Raw genomic sequence first — 16,611 nt, 5'->3', positions numbered from 1 at the left:
CCGGCGCTATTCGGTCTCAAGGTTGTGGGCGATGCGCGCCAGTACGTCGTTGGCGGCGAGGAACTCGGCCTCGGATATCCCCGCGAGCGATTGGGCCGCATGCGCGTTCACCGCGGCCTCGGCCCGTGTATGCGCCGCCTCCCCGTCCTCGGTGAGGGAAATGGCCGTGCCGTCCGTTGTCACCCAGCCACGGGCCTCGAACTCCTTCACGATGGGGCCGTACGTCCCCGCCCGGTCCACCGCCAGGAAGGGGGAGAACGCCTCATCGATTCCGGCGACGGTATTCACCTGGATACTGATCGCGTGCAGCACCTGCCACTGACGCCGATTCAGGTCCTGTTCCGACAGTGCCCGCCGAGTGGCTTCGTCGAAGAGCTGATGCAAGTGCAGCAGCCAATATCCGATGCGCTTGGTCGTGTTCTGCTGAAGCATGCGAATTCCTGCCTCGGTGTGCGTCGGTTGCGGCCGCAGCCCGGTGAGTGAATCTCGCTGAATTGATTTCGAGCCTGTCATCCGAACCGACTGGCACACAAGGGAACCGAGGGGAACCTGCGGGGCACCCGCAGGTTCCATTACGGGGCACCCGCAGGGTCTCTGCGGCCCACCCGCAGATTCCCCCTCGCAGCAGCACGCCTTTATTTCAACCGGGGAAAATCCGCCGAACAGAACACGAAAATGCCGCCCATCTCGGAGAGATGGGCGGCGCCGCGACGCAGTGTTCCCTAAGGGGCCACGACCCCCAGGGCGGTGACCAGCTCCTGTCGGCCTGAGATATCCAGCTTCCGGTACACACTGGACAAGTGGAATTCAACCGTCCGAACCGCCAGGAAGAGCGTCTCCGCTATCCTCCGGTTGCTGTATCCGGCCCGGGCCAGCTGGGCGATCTTGTTCTCCTGCCGGGTGAGCACACGACTGCCGTCGGGGTCGTTCAGGCGGGCCAGAGCCGGCTTCACGCGCCGCGCCCAGAAGGCGTTGCCGCACGCGTGGGCCACCTCGTCGACCTCCTCCAGCCGGCTGCGCCCGCCCACCACGTCCTTGCGTTCGGCCTGCATCATCCCGAGGTCGTAGAGCGCCTGCATCAGCTCGGACCTGGCGTGCCCGAGTTCGAGCAGCTGGACGGCCTCCTCCAGCAGGGCCGGGGACGTCCCGTCCCGGCGCGCCATGGCCACCGCGTGCAGCGCCGTGCCCACACCCCTGGCCGATCCCCACTTCCGGGCCGCGATCAGCTCGTCCTCGGCCAGCGCGAGTGCCAGGTCGTACCGCTGTACGGCCAGCGCCCCGAGGGCCGCCCTGGACCGCCAGGGAACGACAGCGGAGTTGACCACGTTGAGCGTGGCCAGAATCCGGCCGCAGGCGGTGTAGTCGTCGATGGCGTGCCGGAACTGACCGGCGGCCATGTGCAGGGCGCCCCTGGCCGCCAGCACGTGCACCCGGTCGGGCAGGTGGGAGCCGAGCCGGCCGACCAGCCCGTGTTCGAGGAGCACTTGGTGCGCCTGGTCGAACTCGCCCAGGTGGACCAGCGCCTCGATCAGCCAGGCGACCGTGAGGCAGAGGGGCAACGTCGGCGCGCGGCGGGCGAGAAGCGCCTTCAGCAGCTCCGCGGCCCGCGCCACATCGCCCGACATCAGACTGCTGCGGGCCCTCAGGAGCGTCAGCAGTTCCTGGTGCCGGTCCGACCCGGCCCACACGGGATCACGGGCGAGCCGCTCGCACTGCGCGTCCGCCGAGACGAGGTCACCGGTGTAGTGCAGCGCCAGGATCGCCAGCCAGGCGCAGTGCGCCTCGGACCTGGCCGCGTCCGATTCCAGCACCCACTCGGTCTGTTCGGTGACCACCGCACGGCCCACCCCGAGATTGGCCAGTCCGATGCTCTGCACGGCGGCGCGCAATTCGGGCCGCATACCATCGACCTCACCACGGAGCACGATCCCCGGCGTGTAGGTGACCGCGGACCGGGACGGCGCCGACGGCCTGGCTAAGGCAGGGGCGCTCTCCTGTCCCCTTCCCTCCCATGCCGTGTGAACGGCTGCGTTGCGCCACCCTGGCGCAACCGGATCTGTGCGCCACGCGTGCCGCCCGGCGAAAACATCCGCTGTCCGATTGTTTTCGCACTCCGTCGCATTCATCTTTCCCCCATAACTGGCGATACGTACCAAGGTGTCGGCACACGGGCGCGGGCAACAGCATCGAGAATTCCCGATGCCCACCGCGGAAGGGAAGCACTTCGGGCAAAGTACAGGACCGGCGGGCACGACAGCGGGCCCGGCCGGCGCCCTTCTTCTGGTGCGCGGCTCACCGGCCGCCGGAAACCGGCAAACATCGCGAGGACGGACCGCCTCGCGTGTACCCAGCCTCGCAGACCCGAGGAACTACCGGAACTGTGCACGCCATGCAATGAGGCATCCCAGCATCCCTTCAGTAATCCCGCGACGCACACCGGGCTTCGTTACCACCACAAAGCCGGGAAGCAGCACGCCGACAATTACTTCAACGTACACGAGTCACTTCGGCACTCTTCAAGACCGCTCGCCGTGAAGTCCGTCTCATCCACCGCATGTTTACGACGCCCCCTATGCACGGGCGACATTAATTTCGGGTGTCAGCCGGTCCGGTCACGGCCTTCCGCCGCTCGGATTTCGAGGTCTCTGGCGAAGCGACGCCACTGGTCGGCGCACTGCTGTGCGGCCCAGACGGCATCGCCCAGCCGGTGGACGGGCACACCTCCGGCCAGCCACCGCCATCGTTGGGCGTCCATCGAGTGCGCACTCCACAGCCTCAGCAGCGTGCGACCGGCCTCGGTGAAGCGCAGCGAGGGGTCCTTGCGCAGATTGGGGACGGCCGGGTGCGCGAAGCGCTGCGGCATCTGCACCACACATCTGCCGTCCCCCGTCGGCGGCGGACCGTCGGCGGTCGGCGACCGCTCCTCCGTACCGCGAGCGAGCGCCTCCTCCGTACCGCGAGCGGGCGCCCCCTCCGCATCACGAGCGGACGCCGGGGCCGCCGCACCGTCATCGGGGACGCCCTCCTGTTCGGCGGCCCGCAGCTTCGGGGGCAGCGGACTCTCACCGGCCCGCAGCCTGGCCCGTACGTCTCTGGCCGTGGCGACCGCGACGCCGGCCACGGCCGCCACCTCGCGCAGGGACGCGTCGGGCCTGGCTCGGATGAATAGCTCCGCGCGCCGACGCCCCCGCGCGGCGTCGGCGTCGAGCGGGCGGACCCGTCCGTCGCGGCCCGCCCGTGCGTTCAACTGCCCACGACGGCCGGTTGAACGGCTCCGCAGCGCGGCCACGGTGGTGGGCGACAGGCAGGCGATCTCGGCGATGCGGCGGTCGGACCACTGGGGGTGGCTCTCGACGAGACGGGCGGCTGCCGCCGTCCGGTCGGCGTGCGAAAGAGGCATCCCCTGCCGTGTGTTGATCCTTACCGCCAGGACGAATGCCTCGTCGAGGGTGCCCTCGACGAAGCTGACACGGATACGCTCTTCTCCCCGCAGCACCGTGGCCCGCAGACGGTGGAAGCCGTCCACGACACGCATCGTGGGCCGGTGGACGACGATGGGCGGCAGCGGGACGTCCGAATCGGCGAGGGCCCGGGTGTGCCGAGTGTCCTCCGCCGCGACACGTGGACGATCCGAGACACGCAGGGCGTCGACGGATACCAGCTCCGTGCCGCGCCCGTACTCACTGTCCTCGACGGCGTCGGCCAACCCATCGGACATCGATGCTCCTCTTAGCGCGCTCCTGCCCGGGCGGATGTCAATGAAGTAAGCGAAGTGTCCAAGATATTATCACCCAAGTCTCCACTCAGCCAGCGGTGTTGGCTACTCTCCGTACAACGCACAGACAGCGGGACGAGCAGGACGAGCAGGAACGTCGGGCGATCCGACCGGGGAGCGTGAACCTTGTCAGCAGGTAGGGACCAGTGTCGCGGCCAGTCGTTGGCCGAGCGGTTGAACGCGTTGTTCGCCATGGTGCGATGGCGCGACGCCCATGGGCGTCAACGGGAGTATTCGACGGCCGAGGTGGCCAAGGCGGTGACCGCCGATCCGTCCCACCCAGCGACGTTGTCGAGGAGCTACCTCGCGATGCTGCGCAACGGCTCGCACACGAACCCGACGCTGGGCGTCCTCGACGGCCTGGTGAAGTTCTTCGACGACCACCGCGAGCCGGGGGCCGCTCCGATCACGATCCAGTCGCTGGTGGCGGGCAGGGACCCCGAAGACGACCTGCTCCGCGAGCAGTTGGCCAGCCGGCAGGTCCGGATGATCGCCATGAGGGCTGGCGCGATGACGCCTACGATGCGGGAACAGCTGCTCAAGATGATCGAGACCTTCGATCAGGACGCCCCCGCCGACCCCGGCGCCCAGCACTGAGGAAGAACCTCGTGGCCATACGCGAGCGCGAGCTCCGCCGCTACTGCAAACGCCTGTTGCGCCAACTCGACATCCGGCCACCGCTCCGCGTGGACGAACTGTGCCACCGGCTCGGCCTGCACCGCGGAAAGCCCATCCGGCTGATCCCCTGGGAGCTGCCCGCTCCCGGCCCCTTCGGCGTGTGGATATCCCGCACGGACGAGGAGCACATTTTTTACCAGAAGGAGACGACCCGGGTACACCAGGACCACATCATCCTCCATGAGGTCGGCCACATCCTCGCCGATCACGAGGCCGACGCACGCGCGGAGGAGGAGGTTCTGGGGATGAGCGGCACCGATCACCCCCGCGGTCTGATCACCCGGAGGCTCCACCGCACCTCCTACTCCGAGGACTACGAACGCGAGGCGGAGCTGGTCGCGACCATCATCCAGGAGTGGGCCGTCGTCATCGACCACACCACGGCGCGCGGCTGCGAGGACCCGTCCCTCGATCCGCTGCGTTCCGCGCTGGGTTCGCGCTGGGGGTGGAGGTGATCCTCCATGTGCCGGTGACCGTCATGCTGGTCATCGGCTTCGCGTGGAAAACCATCGATCTCGTCCGCGCCCCGCACGACCGAGTCCTGCGCCTGCTCGTCGCCTCGCTGTTCCTGCTCACGGTGGGCGACCTCCTGGGATTCGAGGAAGTCAGCGGCCAGGTGGACGAGTTGACGGCCGTCGGTGTCGGCAAGATCGCCTTCAACTGGGTCTACATGTGCGGCCTGGGCGTTCTCGTACTCTTCTTCACCGCCTCGACCAGTGACGCCCCCTCCCTTCACCGACGCCACGTCCGTCTGCACACCGGCCTGCTGGCCGCGGTCCTGGGGGCTCTGGTCGTCACCATGCTCGCCACCCCGCCCGCCCTGCGCGGCCATACGCTCTCCACCCCGCACATGGCCGAGCCGGCCATCGCCTCCTTCTACCTCATCGGCAACGCCTACTTCTTCTACGCGCACCTCACCTCGGGCCGCTGGGCGCTGCGCTACACGCGCCTGGCGTCCCGTTCCCTGGCCCCCAGCCTGCGGACCATGTCGATCGGGCTCTTCGGCTTGGCGGTCACCTCGGCCGTGCGGGTTCTCTGGGTGATCGTGCGGGCCGTCTCACCCGGCGCGCACCCGGTGCTCGACACGGTCAACCGAGCCCTCACCGATGTGGCCCTGGGGGCCGTGCTCATCGGCATCACCCTCTCCGCCGGAGTGCAGCTGGTGACCCACCTGCGATCGGTCGCGCGCCACCGGCGGATGCACCACCAGCTCACTCCCCTGTGGACAGCGCTAGTCACGGCGTACCCGGACGTCGTCCTCAACCGGGAGCCGCCCACGTCCCGGTGGGGCCGGCTGCGGCTGCGCCACACCCACGCACGCTTCTACCGCCGCCTCATCGAATGCCGGGACGGGCTGGTGCGGTTGAGTCCCCACCTTGTCCGCGTGGCGCCCGGCACCGACCTCGCCCGCTGCGGGCCCGATCAGCTCGCCCTGCACATCCGTGCGGCGCTGGCCCGGAAACCGCTCGTCGAGGACCCGGACACGACGCATCCGGCCGTGCGCGTCGCCTCCCCGTCGGGCAACGACATGGACGCCGAGGCCCACGAGCTCATCGCCGTTTCCACCTCGTTCGCGGCGCTCACCACGCTCGGGCGTGGAGCGCCCGTGCCCTGCCGCTGAGCCTTCGGTCAGGATTCGGGCGCCGGTCGGCGGGAAGCGGGCACGCCGGGCTGCCGGACCTGCGGTCGCCGTGGGCGTGACCAGCACCGGCGTACCCGGGGAAACGGACACGAACGGGCCCAGGGGATTCGGTGGAGCGGCTGGTCGAAGCAGGGGAAGTGCTTGTAGAAACGACACATGAGCCCGAACGGACAGCGGGCTCCGCCCGACCGGGCCCAGCAGCGATCAGGGAAGTGCGCCGTGGACACCGAAGAACGCCGTCGGGGAATTCTGGACACGGCGCGACGGGACGGGTCGGTCGGAGTGAACGCCCTCGCGGACCTGTTCAAGGTGGCCAAGGAGACCGTCCGCCGGGATCTGCACGTGCTGGAGGAGCACGGCCTCGTCCGCCGTACCCACGGGGGCGCCTATCCCGTGGAGTCGGCGGGCTTCGAGACCACGCTCGCTGTCCGCACCACCCGTAATGTTCCGCAGAAGTCACGGATCGCGGCGGCCGCCGCGGATCTGCTCGGCGACGCCGAGACGGTCTTCGTCGACGAGGGCTTCACCCCGCAGCTCGTCGCCGAGGCACTGCCGAAGGACCGGCCGCTGACCGTGGTCACCGCTTCGCTGACCGTCGCGACCGCGCTGGCCGGGGCGGAGAGGACGGCGGTGCTCCTGCTGGGCGGCCGGGTACGCGGTTCGACCATGGCGACGGTCGATCACTGGGCCAGCCGGATGCTCGCGGACTTCGTCATCGACCTGGCGTTCCTCGGGGCGAACGGCATCTCCCGCGAGTACGGCCTGACCACCCCGGACCCCGCCGTCGCCGAGGTCAAGGCGCAGGCCCTGCGCAGTTCCCGGCGGCGGGTCTTCGCCGGGATCCACAGCAAGTTCGGGGCGGTGAGCTTCTGCCGGTTCGCCGGTGTCGGAGACTTTGAAGCGATCGTCACCGACGCGGGACTCCCCTCGGCCGAGGCGCAGCGCTACTCCCTCCTCGGCCCCCAGGTCATCCGCGTCTGACCCGTACGGCTGCGCACGCCGCCCCCGTCTCCGCGCCCCTGCCCGTTTCGCACTGCTCGCCCCCCTGTCCGCCGGGGCCTGGTCCGCCATGCCCGCAACTGACCCGATCACCGAGCCGCTACGACTGATCAGGAGTCCCCCATGCCCCACCCACGCCGCCGTCGACCACCTCTGCGCGGTCGGGCCTGCGCCGCGACGGCCGCCCTCGCCCTGCTCGCCACCGGCTGTGCCGGGGCGGGCGGGACCTCCTTCGGGGGCGGAGACGCGCTGAACGTCCTGATGGTGAACAACCCGCAGATGGTCGAGTTGCAGAAGCTCACGGCGAAGCACTTCACGAGGAGGACCGGAATCAAGGTCCACTTCACGGTCCTGCCCGAGAACGACGTACGGGACAAGATCAGTCAGGACTTCTCCAACCAGGCCGGTCAGTACGACATCGCCACCATCAGCAACTTCGAGCTGCCGTTCTTCGCGAAGAACGGCTGGCTGCACCCCCTGGACGACTACGCGGACGCCGACGCCGCCTTCGACCAGGAGGACATCCTGGAACCGCTGCGGGAATCGCTGACCGCCGAGGACGGCAAGCTCTACGCGCAGCCGTTCTACGGTGAGTCGTCCTTCCTGATGTACCGCAGGGACGTCTTCGAGAAGCAGGGGCTCACCATGCCCCCGAAGCCCACCTGGCAGCAGGTGGCAGACCTCGCCGCGCGGACGGACGGTGCGGAGCGCGGGATGAAGGGCATCTGTCTGCGCGGACTGCCCGGCTGGGGCGAGGTGATCGCCCCGCTCACCACGGTGGTCAACACGATGGGCGGCACCTGGTTCACGAAGGACTGGGAACCACGGCTCACCGCACCGGAGTTCAGGAAGGCGACGAAGTTCTATGTCGACCTGGTACGCAAGCACGGCGAGCTCGGCGCCCCGCAGTCCGGGTATGCCGAGTGCCTCAACAACATGACCCAGGGCAAGACCGCCATGTGGTACGACGCCACGGCGGGCGCCGGTTCGCTGGAGGCCAAGGGCTCCCCGGTGAAGGGGAAGATCGGTTACGTCCCCGCCCCCGTAGATCGGACCGAGAGCTCCGGGTGGCTCTATACGTGGGCGTGGGGCCTGCAGAAGGCGTCCAAGAAGTCCGACGACGCCTGGAAGTTCGTGTCCTGGGCGTCGAGCAAGGAGTACGAGGAGCTGGTCGGTTCCACCAGCGGCTGGTCCAACGTACCTGCGGGCAAACGGGCTTCCACCTACGCCCACCCCGACTACCGGGCCGAGGCGGGCGCGTTCGCCGATGTCACCGAGCGGGCCATCTCCGAGGCCGACCCGTGGAACCCCGGGACCCAGCCCCGTCCCACGGCGGGCATCCAGTTCGTCGGCGTACCGGAGTTCACTGATCTGGGCACCAAGGTGGCGCAGGAGATCAGTGCCGCCATCGCGGGCCGCCAGTCGGTGGACGCCGCGCTCGCCGCCTCCCAGAAGCTGGCTGAGAAGGTCGCCGAGGAGTACCGATGACCGTCACCGCCACCAGAGAGACACCCGCGCCTCCCGCCCCGGCGAGGAAGCCCGGCGGCAGCGGCCGCAGGCGCGCCTGGGCCACCCGTGCCCCGCTGCTGCCCGCCCTCGTCTTCCTCATCGCCGTCACCCAACTGCCCTTCGTGGCCACGCTGGTGATATCCCTGTTCGACTGGAACTCCCTCAAGCCGGAGAAGCGCCACTTCACCGGGTTGTCCAACTACGCTTCCGTCTTCACCGACGAGGCCCTGCGCGAGTCCGTGGTGACGACCGTCGTCCTCACCGCGTCCGTGGTGCTCGTCAGCGTCATTCTGGGGTTGGCGTTCGCCCTGCTGCTGGACCGCACCTTCTTCGGCCGGGGGTTCGTCCGTACGCTGCTGATCACCCCGTTCCTGCTGGTGCCGGTCTCCGCCGCTCTGCTGTGGAAACACGCGCTCTACAACCCCGAATACGGGCTGTTCAACGGGGCGCTCACCTGGTTCGGCGACCTGTTCGGCATCGAGAGCGTCGCGCAGCCGGAGTGGACGTCCCAGATGCCGCTGATCGCGATCGAGGCGGCACTCGTGTGGCAGTGGACGCCGTTCATGATGCTGATCCTGCTCGCCGGACTCCAGAGCCGGCCCGCCGAGATCATGGAGGCCGCGCGGCTGGACGGGGCCGGGCCCTGGCAGACCTTCCGGTATCTGACCCTGCCGCATCTGCGCCGCTACCTCGAACTGGGCATCCTGCTGGGGTCGGTGTACATCGTGCAGAACTTCGACGCGGTGTTCACGATCACCTCCGGCGGTCTGGGCACCGCGAACCTGCCGTACACCGTCTACGAGACCTTCTACCGGGCCCATGAGTACGGGCTGGCGTCCGCGGCGGGTGTGGTCGTGGTGGTCGGCACGATCATCATCGCCACCTTCGCGCTCCGGGTGGTCTCGTCGCTCTTCCGTGAGGAGGCGAGCCGCGCATGAGCGCCTCGACCGCGATTCCCCGTTCCGCCAACACCCTTTCCCGCAGGGCCCGTCGGCGCTCCGCGGCGCTCGGTGCGGCCGCCTGGGCGGTGGGCGTCGGCTTCTGTCTGCCCGCCCTGTGGATGGTGCTGACGTCCTTCCACGCGGAGGCCGACGCGGCGACCAACCCGCCTTCCCTGGCGGCCGCGCTGACGCTCGACGGCTACCGGACGTTCTTCGGCGGTGGAGGCGGTCCGACGCCGTGGCCCCCGCTGGTCAACTCGCTGGCGGCCTCGTTCTTCTCGACCGTGCTGGTGCTGCTTCTCGCTCTGCCCGCCGCGTACGCACTGTCCATCCGGCGGGTGCGCAAGTGGACTGACGTGATGTTCTTCTTCCTGTCCACGAAGATGCTGCCGGTGGTCGCCGGGCTGCTGCCGGTGTATCTGTTCGCGAAGAACACCGGGCTGCTGGACAACATCTGGCTGCTCGTTCTGCTCTACACCTCGATGAACCTGCCTATCGCGGTGTGGATGATGCAGTCCTTCCTCGCGGACGTGCCCGTCTCCATCATCGAGGCCGCGCAGGTCGACGGGGCCCGGCTGCCCACGGTGCTGCGCCGGGTCGTCGCCCCGGTCGCCGGGCCGGGCATCGCGGCGACCGCCCTGATCTGTTTCATCTTCAGCTGGAACGAGCTGTTGTTCGCGCGGGTGCTGACCGGTGTCGTCGCCGGGACCGCACCCGTCCATCTGACCACCTTCGTCACCAGCCAGGGCCTCTTCCTCGCCCAGCTGTGCGCGGCGTCGGTGGTCGTGTCCCTGCCGGTGCTGGTCGCCGGTTACGCCGCCCAGGACAAACTCGTCCAGGGCCTCTCCCTGGGAGCAGTCAAATGAGGGCAGCCATCGTCGAAGCCCCCGGCAAGGTCTCCGTGACCACCGTCCCGGACCCCGCGCCGGGCCCCCGCGACGTGGTCGTCAAGGTGGCGTCGTGCGGACTGTGCGGCACCGATCTGCACATTCTCCAGGGCGAGTTCGCCCCGACCCTGCCGATCGTGCCCGGTCATGAGTTCGCCGGGGAGGTCGTCGGCCTCGGCGCTGACGTCACGGAGCTGTCCGTCGGCGACCGGGTGGCCGTGGACCCCTCGCTGCACTGCCACGAGTGCCGGTACTGCCGTTCGGGGCGGGGGAATCTCTGCGACGACTGGGCGGCGATCGGTGTCACCGTGCCGGGCGGCGCGGCCGAGTTCGCGGTGGCGCCCGTCGCCAACTGCGTACGGCTGCCCGAGCATGTCGACGTGCGGGACGCGGCGCTGATCGAGCCGCTGTCGTGCGCGGTGCGGGGTTATGACGTGCTCCGGGGCAACCTGGGTGCGGAGGTGCTGATCTACGGCTCGGGCACCATGGGCCTGATGATGCTGGAGCTGGCCAAGCGCACCGGCGCGGCGTCGGTGGACGTGCTGGACGTCAACGCCCAGCGGCTGGCCACGGCGGCGCTCCTGGGGTGCAGCGCTTCGGCCGCCCGCGCCGAGGAGCTGGACCGCCCGCGCGGCTGGGACGTGGTGATCGACGCCACGGGCAACGCGGGGGCCATCCAGGACGGTCTCGGGCGGGTCGCCAAGGGCGGTACGTTCCTCCAGTTCGGGGTCGCCGACTACGCGACGACGGCGGTGATCGAGCCGTACCGGATCTACAACCAGGAGATCACCATCACCGGTTCGATGGCGGTCCTGCACAGTTTCGAGCGGGCCGCCGCGCTGTTCGCGAGCGGGGTGCTGGACGCGTCGGTGTTCATCAGCGACCGGCTGCCGCTGGAGCGGTATCCGCAGGCGGTCGAGCGATTCGGGGCGGGCATCGGCCGCAAGACCGTGGTGGAGCCGTGACGGGCCCCCAGACCCCCGCCTCCGCGCCGGTCCCCGGCTCCGGCTCCGTGCTCGTGGTCGGTGAGGCGCTGGTGGATCTGGTCCCGGTGGACGGAGATCCCGGGTTCCGGGCAGCCCAGCCGGGTGGCGCGCCCGCCAATGTCGCGGTGGGCCTCGCCCGGCTCGGCGGGCGGCCGTCCTTCGTGGGCGGGATCGGGGACGACGCCTTCGCGGGCACCATCGAGGCGTGGCTGGGCGGGGCGGGCGTGGATCTCTCGCTGAGCGCCCGCCCGGCGCTGCCCACTGCGCTCGCGGTCGCGGACCCGGGCCGCGGTGGGAACAGCTACCGCTTCCACCTGCGGGACACGGCGACCTTCCAGCTGCCGGACCGCAGCACGGAGGCGTCCCGCTTCGGCGCGGTGTACGTGGGCGGGCTCGCCGCGGTCGTGGAGCCCGCGGCCCGGGCCGTCGCCGCCACCGCGCGGGCGGCCGCCCGCGACGGGCTGCTGGCGGTGGACCCGAATGTCCGCGAGGACCGCACCCTCGACCCCGTACGGAGCCTCGGGCGGCTGCGCGAGCTGTGCGGCCTCGCCCGCGTCGTCAAGGCGAGCGACGAGGACCTGGTACGCCTGTGGCCGGACGCGGAGCCGGAGGCCAGCTGCCGCAGGCTGGCCGCACAGGAGCGGCTGGTCGTGCTGACCCGGGGCCCGCGCGGGGCCGTCGCGTACGCCCACGGCGCACCGGCGGTCTCCGTCCCGGCCCTGCCGGTGCGGGTGGTCAACACGATCGGCGCGGGCGACGCGTTCATGGCGGGGATGCTGTCCTGGCTCGGGGCGGAGGCGGGGTGGCGGACCGACCTGTCCGCCGAGGAAACGCGGGCGATGCTGGAGTACGCGGCCGGAACCGCCGCGTCGGTCTGCGCCCGGGCGGGCACGGAACCCACGGCCCCGCTTGCGGTGTGAGGGACCCGCACACCGGGCATCAACACCGGGACCCGAGTTCCCGAAGGCCCTCCCCCGGTCCACGGAAACCACCGCGGCCCCACCCGGCTCCCCCGCGGGGTGGGGCCGCGGTGTGCCCGGCGGACCGCTACGGCGTTCGGCGAGCGGACAGCACACCGCCCGGGGTCCGGCACCCCACGGTGCCGGACCCCGGGCGGGGCGCTTGGCTCAGTTACGGCCGATCAGCACTGAGGGCGCTTGCCGTGGTTGGCGCCGTTCTTGCGGCGGGCCTTCTTCTTCCGACGTCGCTTCGAGGACATCGAACCCTCCTTCTCTGCTCTGCGTTCCGTGCGGACGGTGTGCGGGGCGATGAACCCCGGCGATCACTGTGCCACCTGCCGAGGGACACCGTGGCAAACACCCGGTGCGGGTGCAACCGGCGACACGGCGCACAAAAGTCCGGGCGGTGACCCGGGGGAGGCGACGGGGGCAGCCGCTCAGCCCGGGGAAGGGCGGGATGCGAGGACCGTGGCGGCGTAGTCGGCCAGGTTCGCACGCAGTTCCTCACGGCCCATGCCCTGCTGGACGACCAGGTGCTCGACGAGATCGGCGCGTGTGGCCGCCAGCAGGGCATGTGCGGCGTAGGCGCTGCCGGTGAAGCCCTCGATCCGGTCCAGGAGGCCCTGGAGGGTGCGGTGCCAGCGTTCGTAGTGCTCTGTGCGGTACGGGCTGTCTCCGCCGGTGTCCTCCAGAGCGAGGGCGAGGTGCCGGTTGTCGAGCTTGAAGCACAGGACGGCGTCCAGCAGGGCGGGTACGCGACGCAGCGGCGGGGCCGCGGGGCCCAGTGGCGGCGGGCCGGACTCGACGGCGGCCCGGATCGGTTCGAGGCGCGCTTCGAACAAGGCACGGATCAACCCGGTGCGGTCACCGAAACCGCGGAAGAGGGTCGCCTTGCCGACACCGGCCGCCGCCGCGATATCGGCCATGGTGACGGCGGCGGGGCTCTCGCAGCGGGCGAAGAGGTCATCGGCCGCCGCGAGGACGGCCGCACGGTTGCGGGCGGCGTCCTTGCGAGGCGTGCGGGCGGTCATGGGGTCTCCTCCGATTGCAAAACGGACCCATGGTCCGTATCGTCGCCACTGAAACGGACCGACGGTCCACATTCTAGGTGACGGAACCTTCGGGGCCGTCGAACGACTTCACCGGGAGCAGCCGATGCAGACCTCCGCCGCAACCCTCGTCATCGGCGCGACCGGCACCACCGGCAGCCGTGTCGTCGCCCGCCTCGCCGCAGCCGGGCACCGTGCGCGGGCCGCCTCCCGTGCCGCCCGTCCGGTACCCGGCGCCGAGGCGGTCCGCTTCGACTGGGAGGACCCCTCCAGCCACGGCGAGGCACTGACCGGGGCGGACCGGGTCTATCTGGTGCCGCCGATCGGCCACCCGGATCCGGCCGAGGTGATGCTGCCCTTCCTGGAGCGGGCCCGCGATGCCGGGGTTCGCCGTGCGGTGCTGCTCAGCTCCTCCGCGATCCCGGCGGGCGGGCCCGCGACCGGCCGTGTCCACCGGGCCCTGCCCAGCCTCTTCGAGGAGTGGGCGGTGCTGCGGCCGTCCTGGTTCATGCAGAACTTCACGGGTGACCACACGCATGCCCTGAGCATCCGGGAGGCAGGCGTCATCCGGACCGCGGCGGGCGAGGGGCGGGTCGGCTTCGTGGACGCGGAGGACATCGCCGCGGTCGCCGTGCACGCCCTGACCGACGAGCGGGCACCCGACACCGACCTGGTCCTCACCGGTCCCCGGCCGCTGAGTTACGACGAGGTCGCCTCGGCGGTCGGCCGGGCCACCGGGCGGGACGTCCGCCATGAGCGCCTGACGTACGAGACCATGCGCGACCGGCTCGCCGCCTCCGGGATACCCGTCCTGTTCGCGGAGATGCTCGCCGGAATGGACCGCGCCATCGCCGGTGGAGCCGAGGACCGGGTCACGGACACCGTGCTACGGCTCACGGGTCGGCCGCCGGGCGACTTCGACGACTTCGCGGCACGGGAGTTGGGCAGGACGGCGGGCGCGGCAGACAGCCGTCCGGACGCTCAGGCCCGGTAGCGCAGCGGATGGTCCTCCGGGACCTCGACCACGGCGATCCGCACCCCGTCGGGGTCGGCGATCCACATCTCGACCAGCCCCCAGGGCTCCCGCCGCGGCGGACGCAGCACGTCGACGCCCTTGGCCCGCAAATCCTCGTGGGCGGCCCCGGCGTCGTCGACCTGGAGCCAGATCTGCACGGAGGACGAGGGCGGACCCTCGCCGCGCCCGGAGACCTCCAGGAATCCGCCGCCCAGGAAGTAGACCGTGCCGCGCTCGGGGCCGGTGCCGAACTCGCGGTAGACGGCGAGGCCCAGGGCCTCGCCGTAGAAGGCACGCGAACGCTCGGGATCGGTGGGGTGGAGCAGAATCCTGCTGCCCAGTACGTGCACCATGCCCCGAGCGTACGCCGTGCGCGGTCCGTCAGTTGGTCAGCTCGTCGAGGAAGTCCTCGGTGCAGCGGTCCTGCGCCGTCTGGCCGACCGCGCGGTCCATGCACCGTTCGAAGTTCCTGAACTCCTCGGAGTCGACCAGGTTGACCACCCACACGAGGAGGACCGCGGAACCGATGAGACCGAGCGCCCCGAACGAGGCGCCGACTATCGCCATCACCCGGCGCGGGGCCCGGCCCTGACGGGTGCGGAGCGCTGCGATGATCCCGAAGACGATGGCGAGCAGTCCGAGGAGAACCCCGCCGACCACGGTCCAGAAGAACACACAGGCGCTGAGGCCGAGGACGAGGGCGGCGACCGCGAAGCCGTTCGTCGGGGCGGGCCCGTGACTGCCGTAGGGTTCCTGCCCGGCTGCGGGCGGGCCCGTGTACGAGGGGTCCGGGTAAGAGGGAAGGGACATCGGGTGAGGGCTCCTGTTCTCCTGGTCATCCGAGCATATGCCCGAAGAACCGTCCCCTATGCGCCCTCTTGGTCACGCTCGGGCAACTAAAGGCCTTCGCCGGGCGCCGCCCGGCGAAGCTCTGCCGACAGGTGGTGCTGGAGCGGCTGTCCGACGGCCGCGAGCTCATGGACGAAGGTGAGGGTGTCCCCGTCCGTCAAGGTGTAGCGACGCCGGGTGGCCTCGACCGTCTTGGCGGTGGGGGCGAGCCCCACGTGATGGGTGGCGAGGTCGACCGTACCGTCGTGAGCCTGACCGACCGAGATCTCCGCGACGCCGGTGGGCTGGGTGATCAGCGCCTCCACCCGCCCGTCGGGCTGGAGCCGCCACCATCCGGTCTCCCTTGCGGACGGCCGCACGGGCAGCCCGTCGGGGCCGAGCAGCCAGGCCCGCGCCTCGTACGCGAGGAAGGGCCGCCCGTCATGGCTGAACGTCACTTCCTGGGCGTACGTGAACCCCTCGTCGAGCGTCGGGTATCCGCCGCGGCCGGTACCGGACCAGGTGCCGAGGTAACCGGTGACCGGGGCGAGCAGGGGGTGCGGGGCCGGTGACTCGTGGGGGCCGAGGGCGTCGGGGAACGGGAGTTCGCGGGCGGGGCGGAGGGGGTGGTGCATGGGGTGTGCGCTCCTGGGGCGGTCGGGGCGGGACGGTGCCATCGGTCGTGCGGGCCTGAGAGGAGTTCCAGCAGCCGGGCGAGGCCGGAGCAGGGAGATCTACACCCTCCGACGACGGTCAGGGCAGCGACAGCGACAGCGACAGCGACAGCGGTGAACGCCCGGCTCCGTCGGCGAGGCCGACACAGAGAGCCGCTGCCGCGCCCGCCACTCCGGCTCCGACGAGGAAGCCCCATCGGCCGACCAGGTCGGGCAGCTTGGGGGATGCGCTCACGCGGGATCGGCCGCCGTGCTCTCTATCAGGCTCTTGGGCCGCAGGTCGGTCCAGTTCCGCTCCACGTAGTCCAGGCAGGCCTGGCGCGTGTCCTCGGGGTGGGCCACGGCCCACCCGGCGGGCACCTCGGCGAAGGCGGGCCACAAGGAGTGCTGTCCCTCGTCGTTGACGAGCACCAGATAGGTGCCGTTCTCGTCCTCGAACGGGTTGGCCACCGCATCCTCCGTCAACTTAGGCAAGGCTCTCTTTACTTGGATGTCGGCAATCCTACCCATCTCTTTCTCGGTTGACCCACCGAATCTCACAACTCCCTTCCGTTGCACACCGCCGGCACGACCGTGGTGACACCGACCGGAAGCAGGTTGTTGCGCTGGGACTCCCGGGCCACGCTCCGGCCGCCCGTGGCGGCTTCGCCATCCGCCACACCGGTCCGG

Annotated in this window: 20 protein-coding genes; 10 read left to right on the top strand and 10 right to left on the bottom strand. The window is 70.4% G+C overall.

What is annotated here, in order from left to right:
- Positions 1 to 6: 6 nt before the first annotated feature.
- The 3 genes from RI138_RS31165 to RI138_RS31155 all read right to left on the bottom strand — a co-directional run bounded on the left by RI138_RS31165 (position 7) and on the right by RI138_RS31155 (position 3,718).
- Positions 7 to 432, bottom strand: coding sequence for a MarR family winged helix-turn-helix transcriptional regulator (locus RI138_RS31165; RefSeq protein ID WP_311122603.1), 426 nt, complete (start codon positions 430 to 432; stop codon positions 7 to 9).
- A 290-nt stretch (positions 433 to 722) separates the two neighbouring features.
- Entirely contained in the window at positions 723 to 1,901 is a 1,179-nt protein-coding gene (locus RI138_RS31160; RefSeq protein WP_311122602.1) for a helix-turn-helix transcriptional regulator, read from the bottom strand.
- Positions 1,902 to 2,599: 698 nt separating this feature from the next.
- Positions 2,600 to 3,718 (bottom strand): ParB/RepB/Spo0J family partition protein, encoded by a 1,119-nt coding sequence (locus tag RI138_RS31155; RefSeq protein ID WP_311122601.1) that lies wholly within the window; start codon positions 3,716 to 3,718, stop codon positions 2,600 to 2,602.
- Positions 3,719 to 3,901: 183 nt separating this feature from the next.
- Here RI138_RS31155 and RI138_RS31150 point away from each other — a divergent pair, with 183 nt between their 5' ends.
- From RI138_RS31150 to RI138_RS31110, 9 genes are all read left to right on the top strand, one after another.
- Positions 3,902 to 4,372: a hypothetical protein gene (locus RI138_RS31150; protein WP_311122600.1), complete on the top strand. Its 471-nt coding sequence runs from the start codon at positions 3,902 to 3,904 to the stop codon at positions 4,370 to 4,372.
- An 11-nt stretch (positions 4,373 to 4,383) separates the two neighbouring features.
- Complete coding sequence (locus RI138_RS31145) at positions 4,384 to 4,908, top strand: hypothetical protein (RefSeq protein ID WP_311122599.1); 525 nt, start codon at positions 4,384 to 4,386, stop codon at positions 4,906 to 4,908.
- 8 nt (positions 4,909 to 4,916) lie between these two features.
- Positions 4,917 to 6,074, top strand: coding sequence for an MAB_1171c family putative transporter (locus RI138_RS31140; RefSeq protein WP_311122598.1), 1,158 nt, complete (start codon positions 4,917 to 4,919; stop codon positions 6,072 to 6,074).
- A gap of 240 nt (positions 6,075 to 6,314) precedes the next feature.
- A complete protein-coding gene (locus tag RI138_RS31135) occupies positions 6,315 to 7,076 on the top strand; it encodes a DeoR/GlpR family DNA-binding transcription regulator (RefSeq protein WP_311123067.1) in 762 nt (253 codons plus the stop codon).
- A gap of 141 nt (positions 7,077 to 7,217) precedes the next feature.
- Complete coding sequence (locus tag RI138_RS31130; RefSeq protein ID WP_311122597.1) at positions 7,218 to 8,582, top strand: ABC transporter substrate-binding protein; 1,365 nt, start codon at positions 7,218 to 7,220, stop codon at positions 8,580 to 8,582.
- Positions 8,579 to 9,541, top strand: a complete 963-nt coding sequence (locus tag RI138_RS31125) for a carbohydrate ABC transporter permease (RefSeq protein ID WP_311122596.1) — start codon at positions 8,579 to 8,581, stop codon at positions 9,539 to 9,541. Before RI138_RS31130 ends, RI138_RS31125 begins: the two co-directional genes overlap by 4 nt.
- A complete protein-coding gene (locus tag RI138_RS31120; RefSeq protein WP_311122595.1) occupies positions 9,538 to 10,410 on the top strand; it encodes a carbohydrate ABC transporter permease in 873 nt (290 codons plus the stop codon). Before RI138_RS31125 ends, RI138_RS31120 begins: the two co-directional genes overlap by 4 nt.
- On the top strand, positions 10,407 to 11,396 hold the full coding sequence (locus tag RI138_RS31115; protein ID WP_311122594.1) for a zinc-dependent alcohol dehydrogenase family protein: 990 nt from the start codon (positions 10,407 to 10,409) through the stop codon (positions 11,394 to 11,396). Before RI138_RS31120 ends, RI138_RS31115 begins: the two co-directional genes overlap by 4 nt.
- Positions 11,393 to 12,337 carry a PfkB family carbohydrate kinase gene (locus tag RI138_RS31110; RefSeq protein ID WP_311122593.1) on the top strand — a complete coding sequence of 315 codons (945 nt, stop codon included), beginning with the start codon at positions 11,393 to 11,395 and terminating at the stop codon, positions 12,335 to 12,337. Before RI138_RS31115 ends, RI138_RS31110 begins: the two co-directional genes overlap by 4 nt.
- Positions 12,338 to 12,558: 221 nt before the next feature.
- Here the strand turns inward: RI138_RS31110 and RI138_RS32465 are convergent, their stop codons facing one another.
- Together RI138_RS32465 and RI138_RS31105 are read right to left on the bottom strand one after the other, a co-directional pair.
- The gene (locus RI138_RS32465) at positions 12,559 to 12,636 is read right to left on the bottom strand and encodes a 50S ribosomal protein bL37 (RefSeq protein ID WP_373558710.1); all 78 of its coding nucleotides are present in this window, start codon (positions 12,634 to 12,636) and stop codon (positions 12,559 to 12,561) included.
- Positions 12,637 to 12,813: 177 nt separating this feature from the next.
- The gene (locus tag RI138_RS31105; protein WP_311122592.1) at positions 12,814 to 13,407 is read right to left on the bottom strand and encodes a TetR/AcrR family transcriptional regulator; all 594 of its coding nucleotides are present in this window, start codon (positions 13,405 to 13,407) and stop codon (positions 12,814 to 12,816) included.
- A gap of 124 nt (positions 13,408 to 13,531) precedes the next feature.
- Here RI138_RS31105 and RI138_RS31100 point away from each other — a divergent pair, with 124 nt between their 5' ends.
- Complete coding sequence (locus RI138_RS31100) at positions 13,532 to 14,419, top strand: NmrA family NAD(P)-binding protein (RefSeq protein ID WP_311122591.1); 888 nt, start codon at positions 13,532 to 13,534, stop codon at positions 14,417 to 14,419.
- On the opposite strand, the gene RI138_RS31095 is transcribed toward RI138_RS31100, so the two are convergent.
- The 5 genes from RI138_RS31095 to RI138_RS31075 all read right to left on the bottom strand — a co-directional run bounded on the left by RI138_RS31095 (position 14,407) and on the right by RI138_RS31075 (position 16,392).
- On the bottom strand, positions 14,407 to 14,793 hold the full coding sequence (locus RI138_RS31095; protein WP_311122590.1) for a VOC family protein: 387 nt from the start codon (positions 14,791 to 14,793) through the stop codon (positions 14,407 to 14,409). The two genes, RI138_RS31100 and RI138_RS31095, sit on opposite strands and share 13 nt — an antisense overlap.
- A 28-nt stretch (positions 14,794 to 14,821) precedes the next feature.
- Positions 14,822 to 15,250 (bottom strand): DUF4190 domain-containing protein, encoded by a 429-nt coding sequence (locus RI138_RS31090; RefSeq protein WP_311122589.1) that lies wholly within the window; start codon positions 15,248 to 15,250, stop codon positions 14,822 to 14,824.
- 86 nt (positions 15,251 to 15,336) lie between these two features.
- Positions 15,337 to 15,903, bottom strand: a complete 567-nt coding sequence (locus RI138_RS31085; protein WP_311122588.1) for a nitrobindin family protein — start codon at positions 15,901 to 15,903, stop codon at positions 15,337 to 15,339.
- 118 nt (positions 15,904 to 16,021) lie between these two features.
- Positions 16,022 to 16,177: a hypothetical protein gene (locus tag RI138_RS31080; protein ID WP_311122587.1), complete on the bottom strand. Its 156-nt coding sequence runs from the start codon at positions 16,175 to 16,177 to the stop codon at positions 16,022 to 16,024.
- Positions 16,174 to 16,392, bottom strand: coding sequence for an MbtH family protein (locus RI138_RS31075; RefSeq protein ID WP_311122586.1), 219 nt, complete (start codon positions 16,390 to 16,392; stop codon positions 16,174 to 16,176). Before RI138_RS31075 ends, RI138_RS31080 begins: the two co-directional genes overlap by 4 nt.
- Between the last annotated feature and the right edge of the window lie 219 nt (positions 16,393 to 16,611).

It is taken from the genome of Streptomyces durocortorensis (assembly GCF_031760065.1).
Lineage (GTDB): Bacteria > Actinomycetota > Actinomycetes > Streptomycetales > Streptomycetaceae > Streptomyces.
Note: the sequence above shows the minus strand (reverse complement) of the source record. Positions and strands in the feature narration are given on the sequence as shown.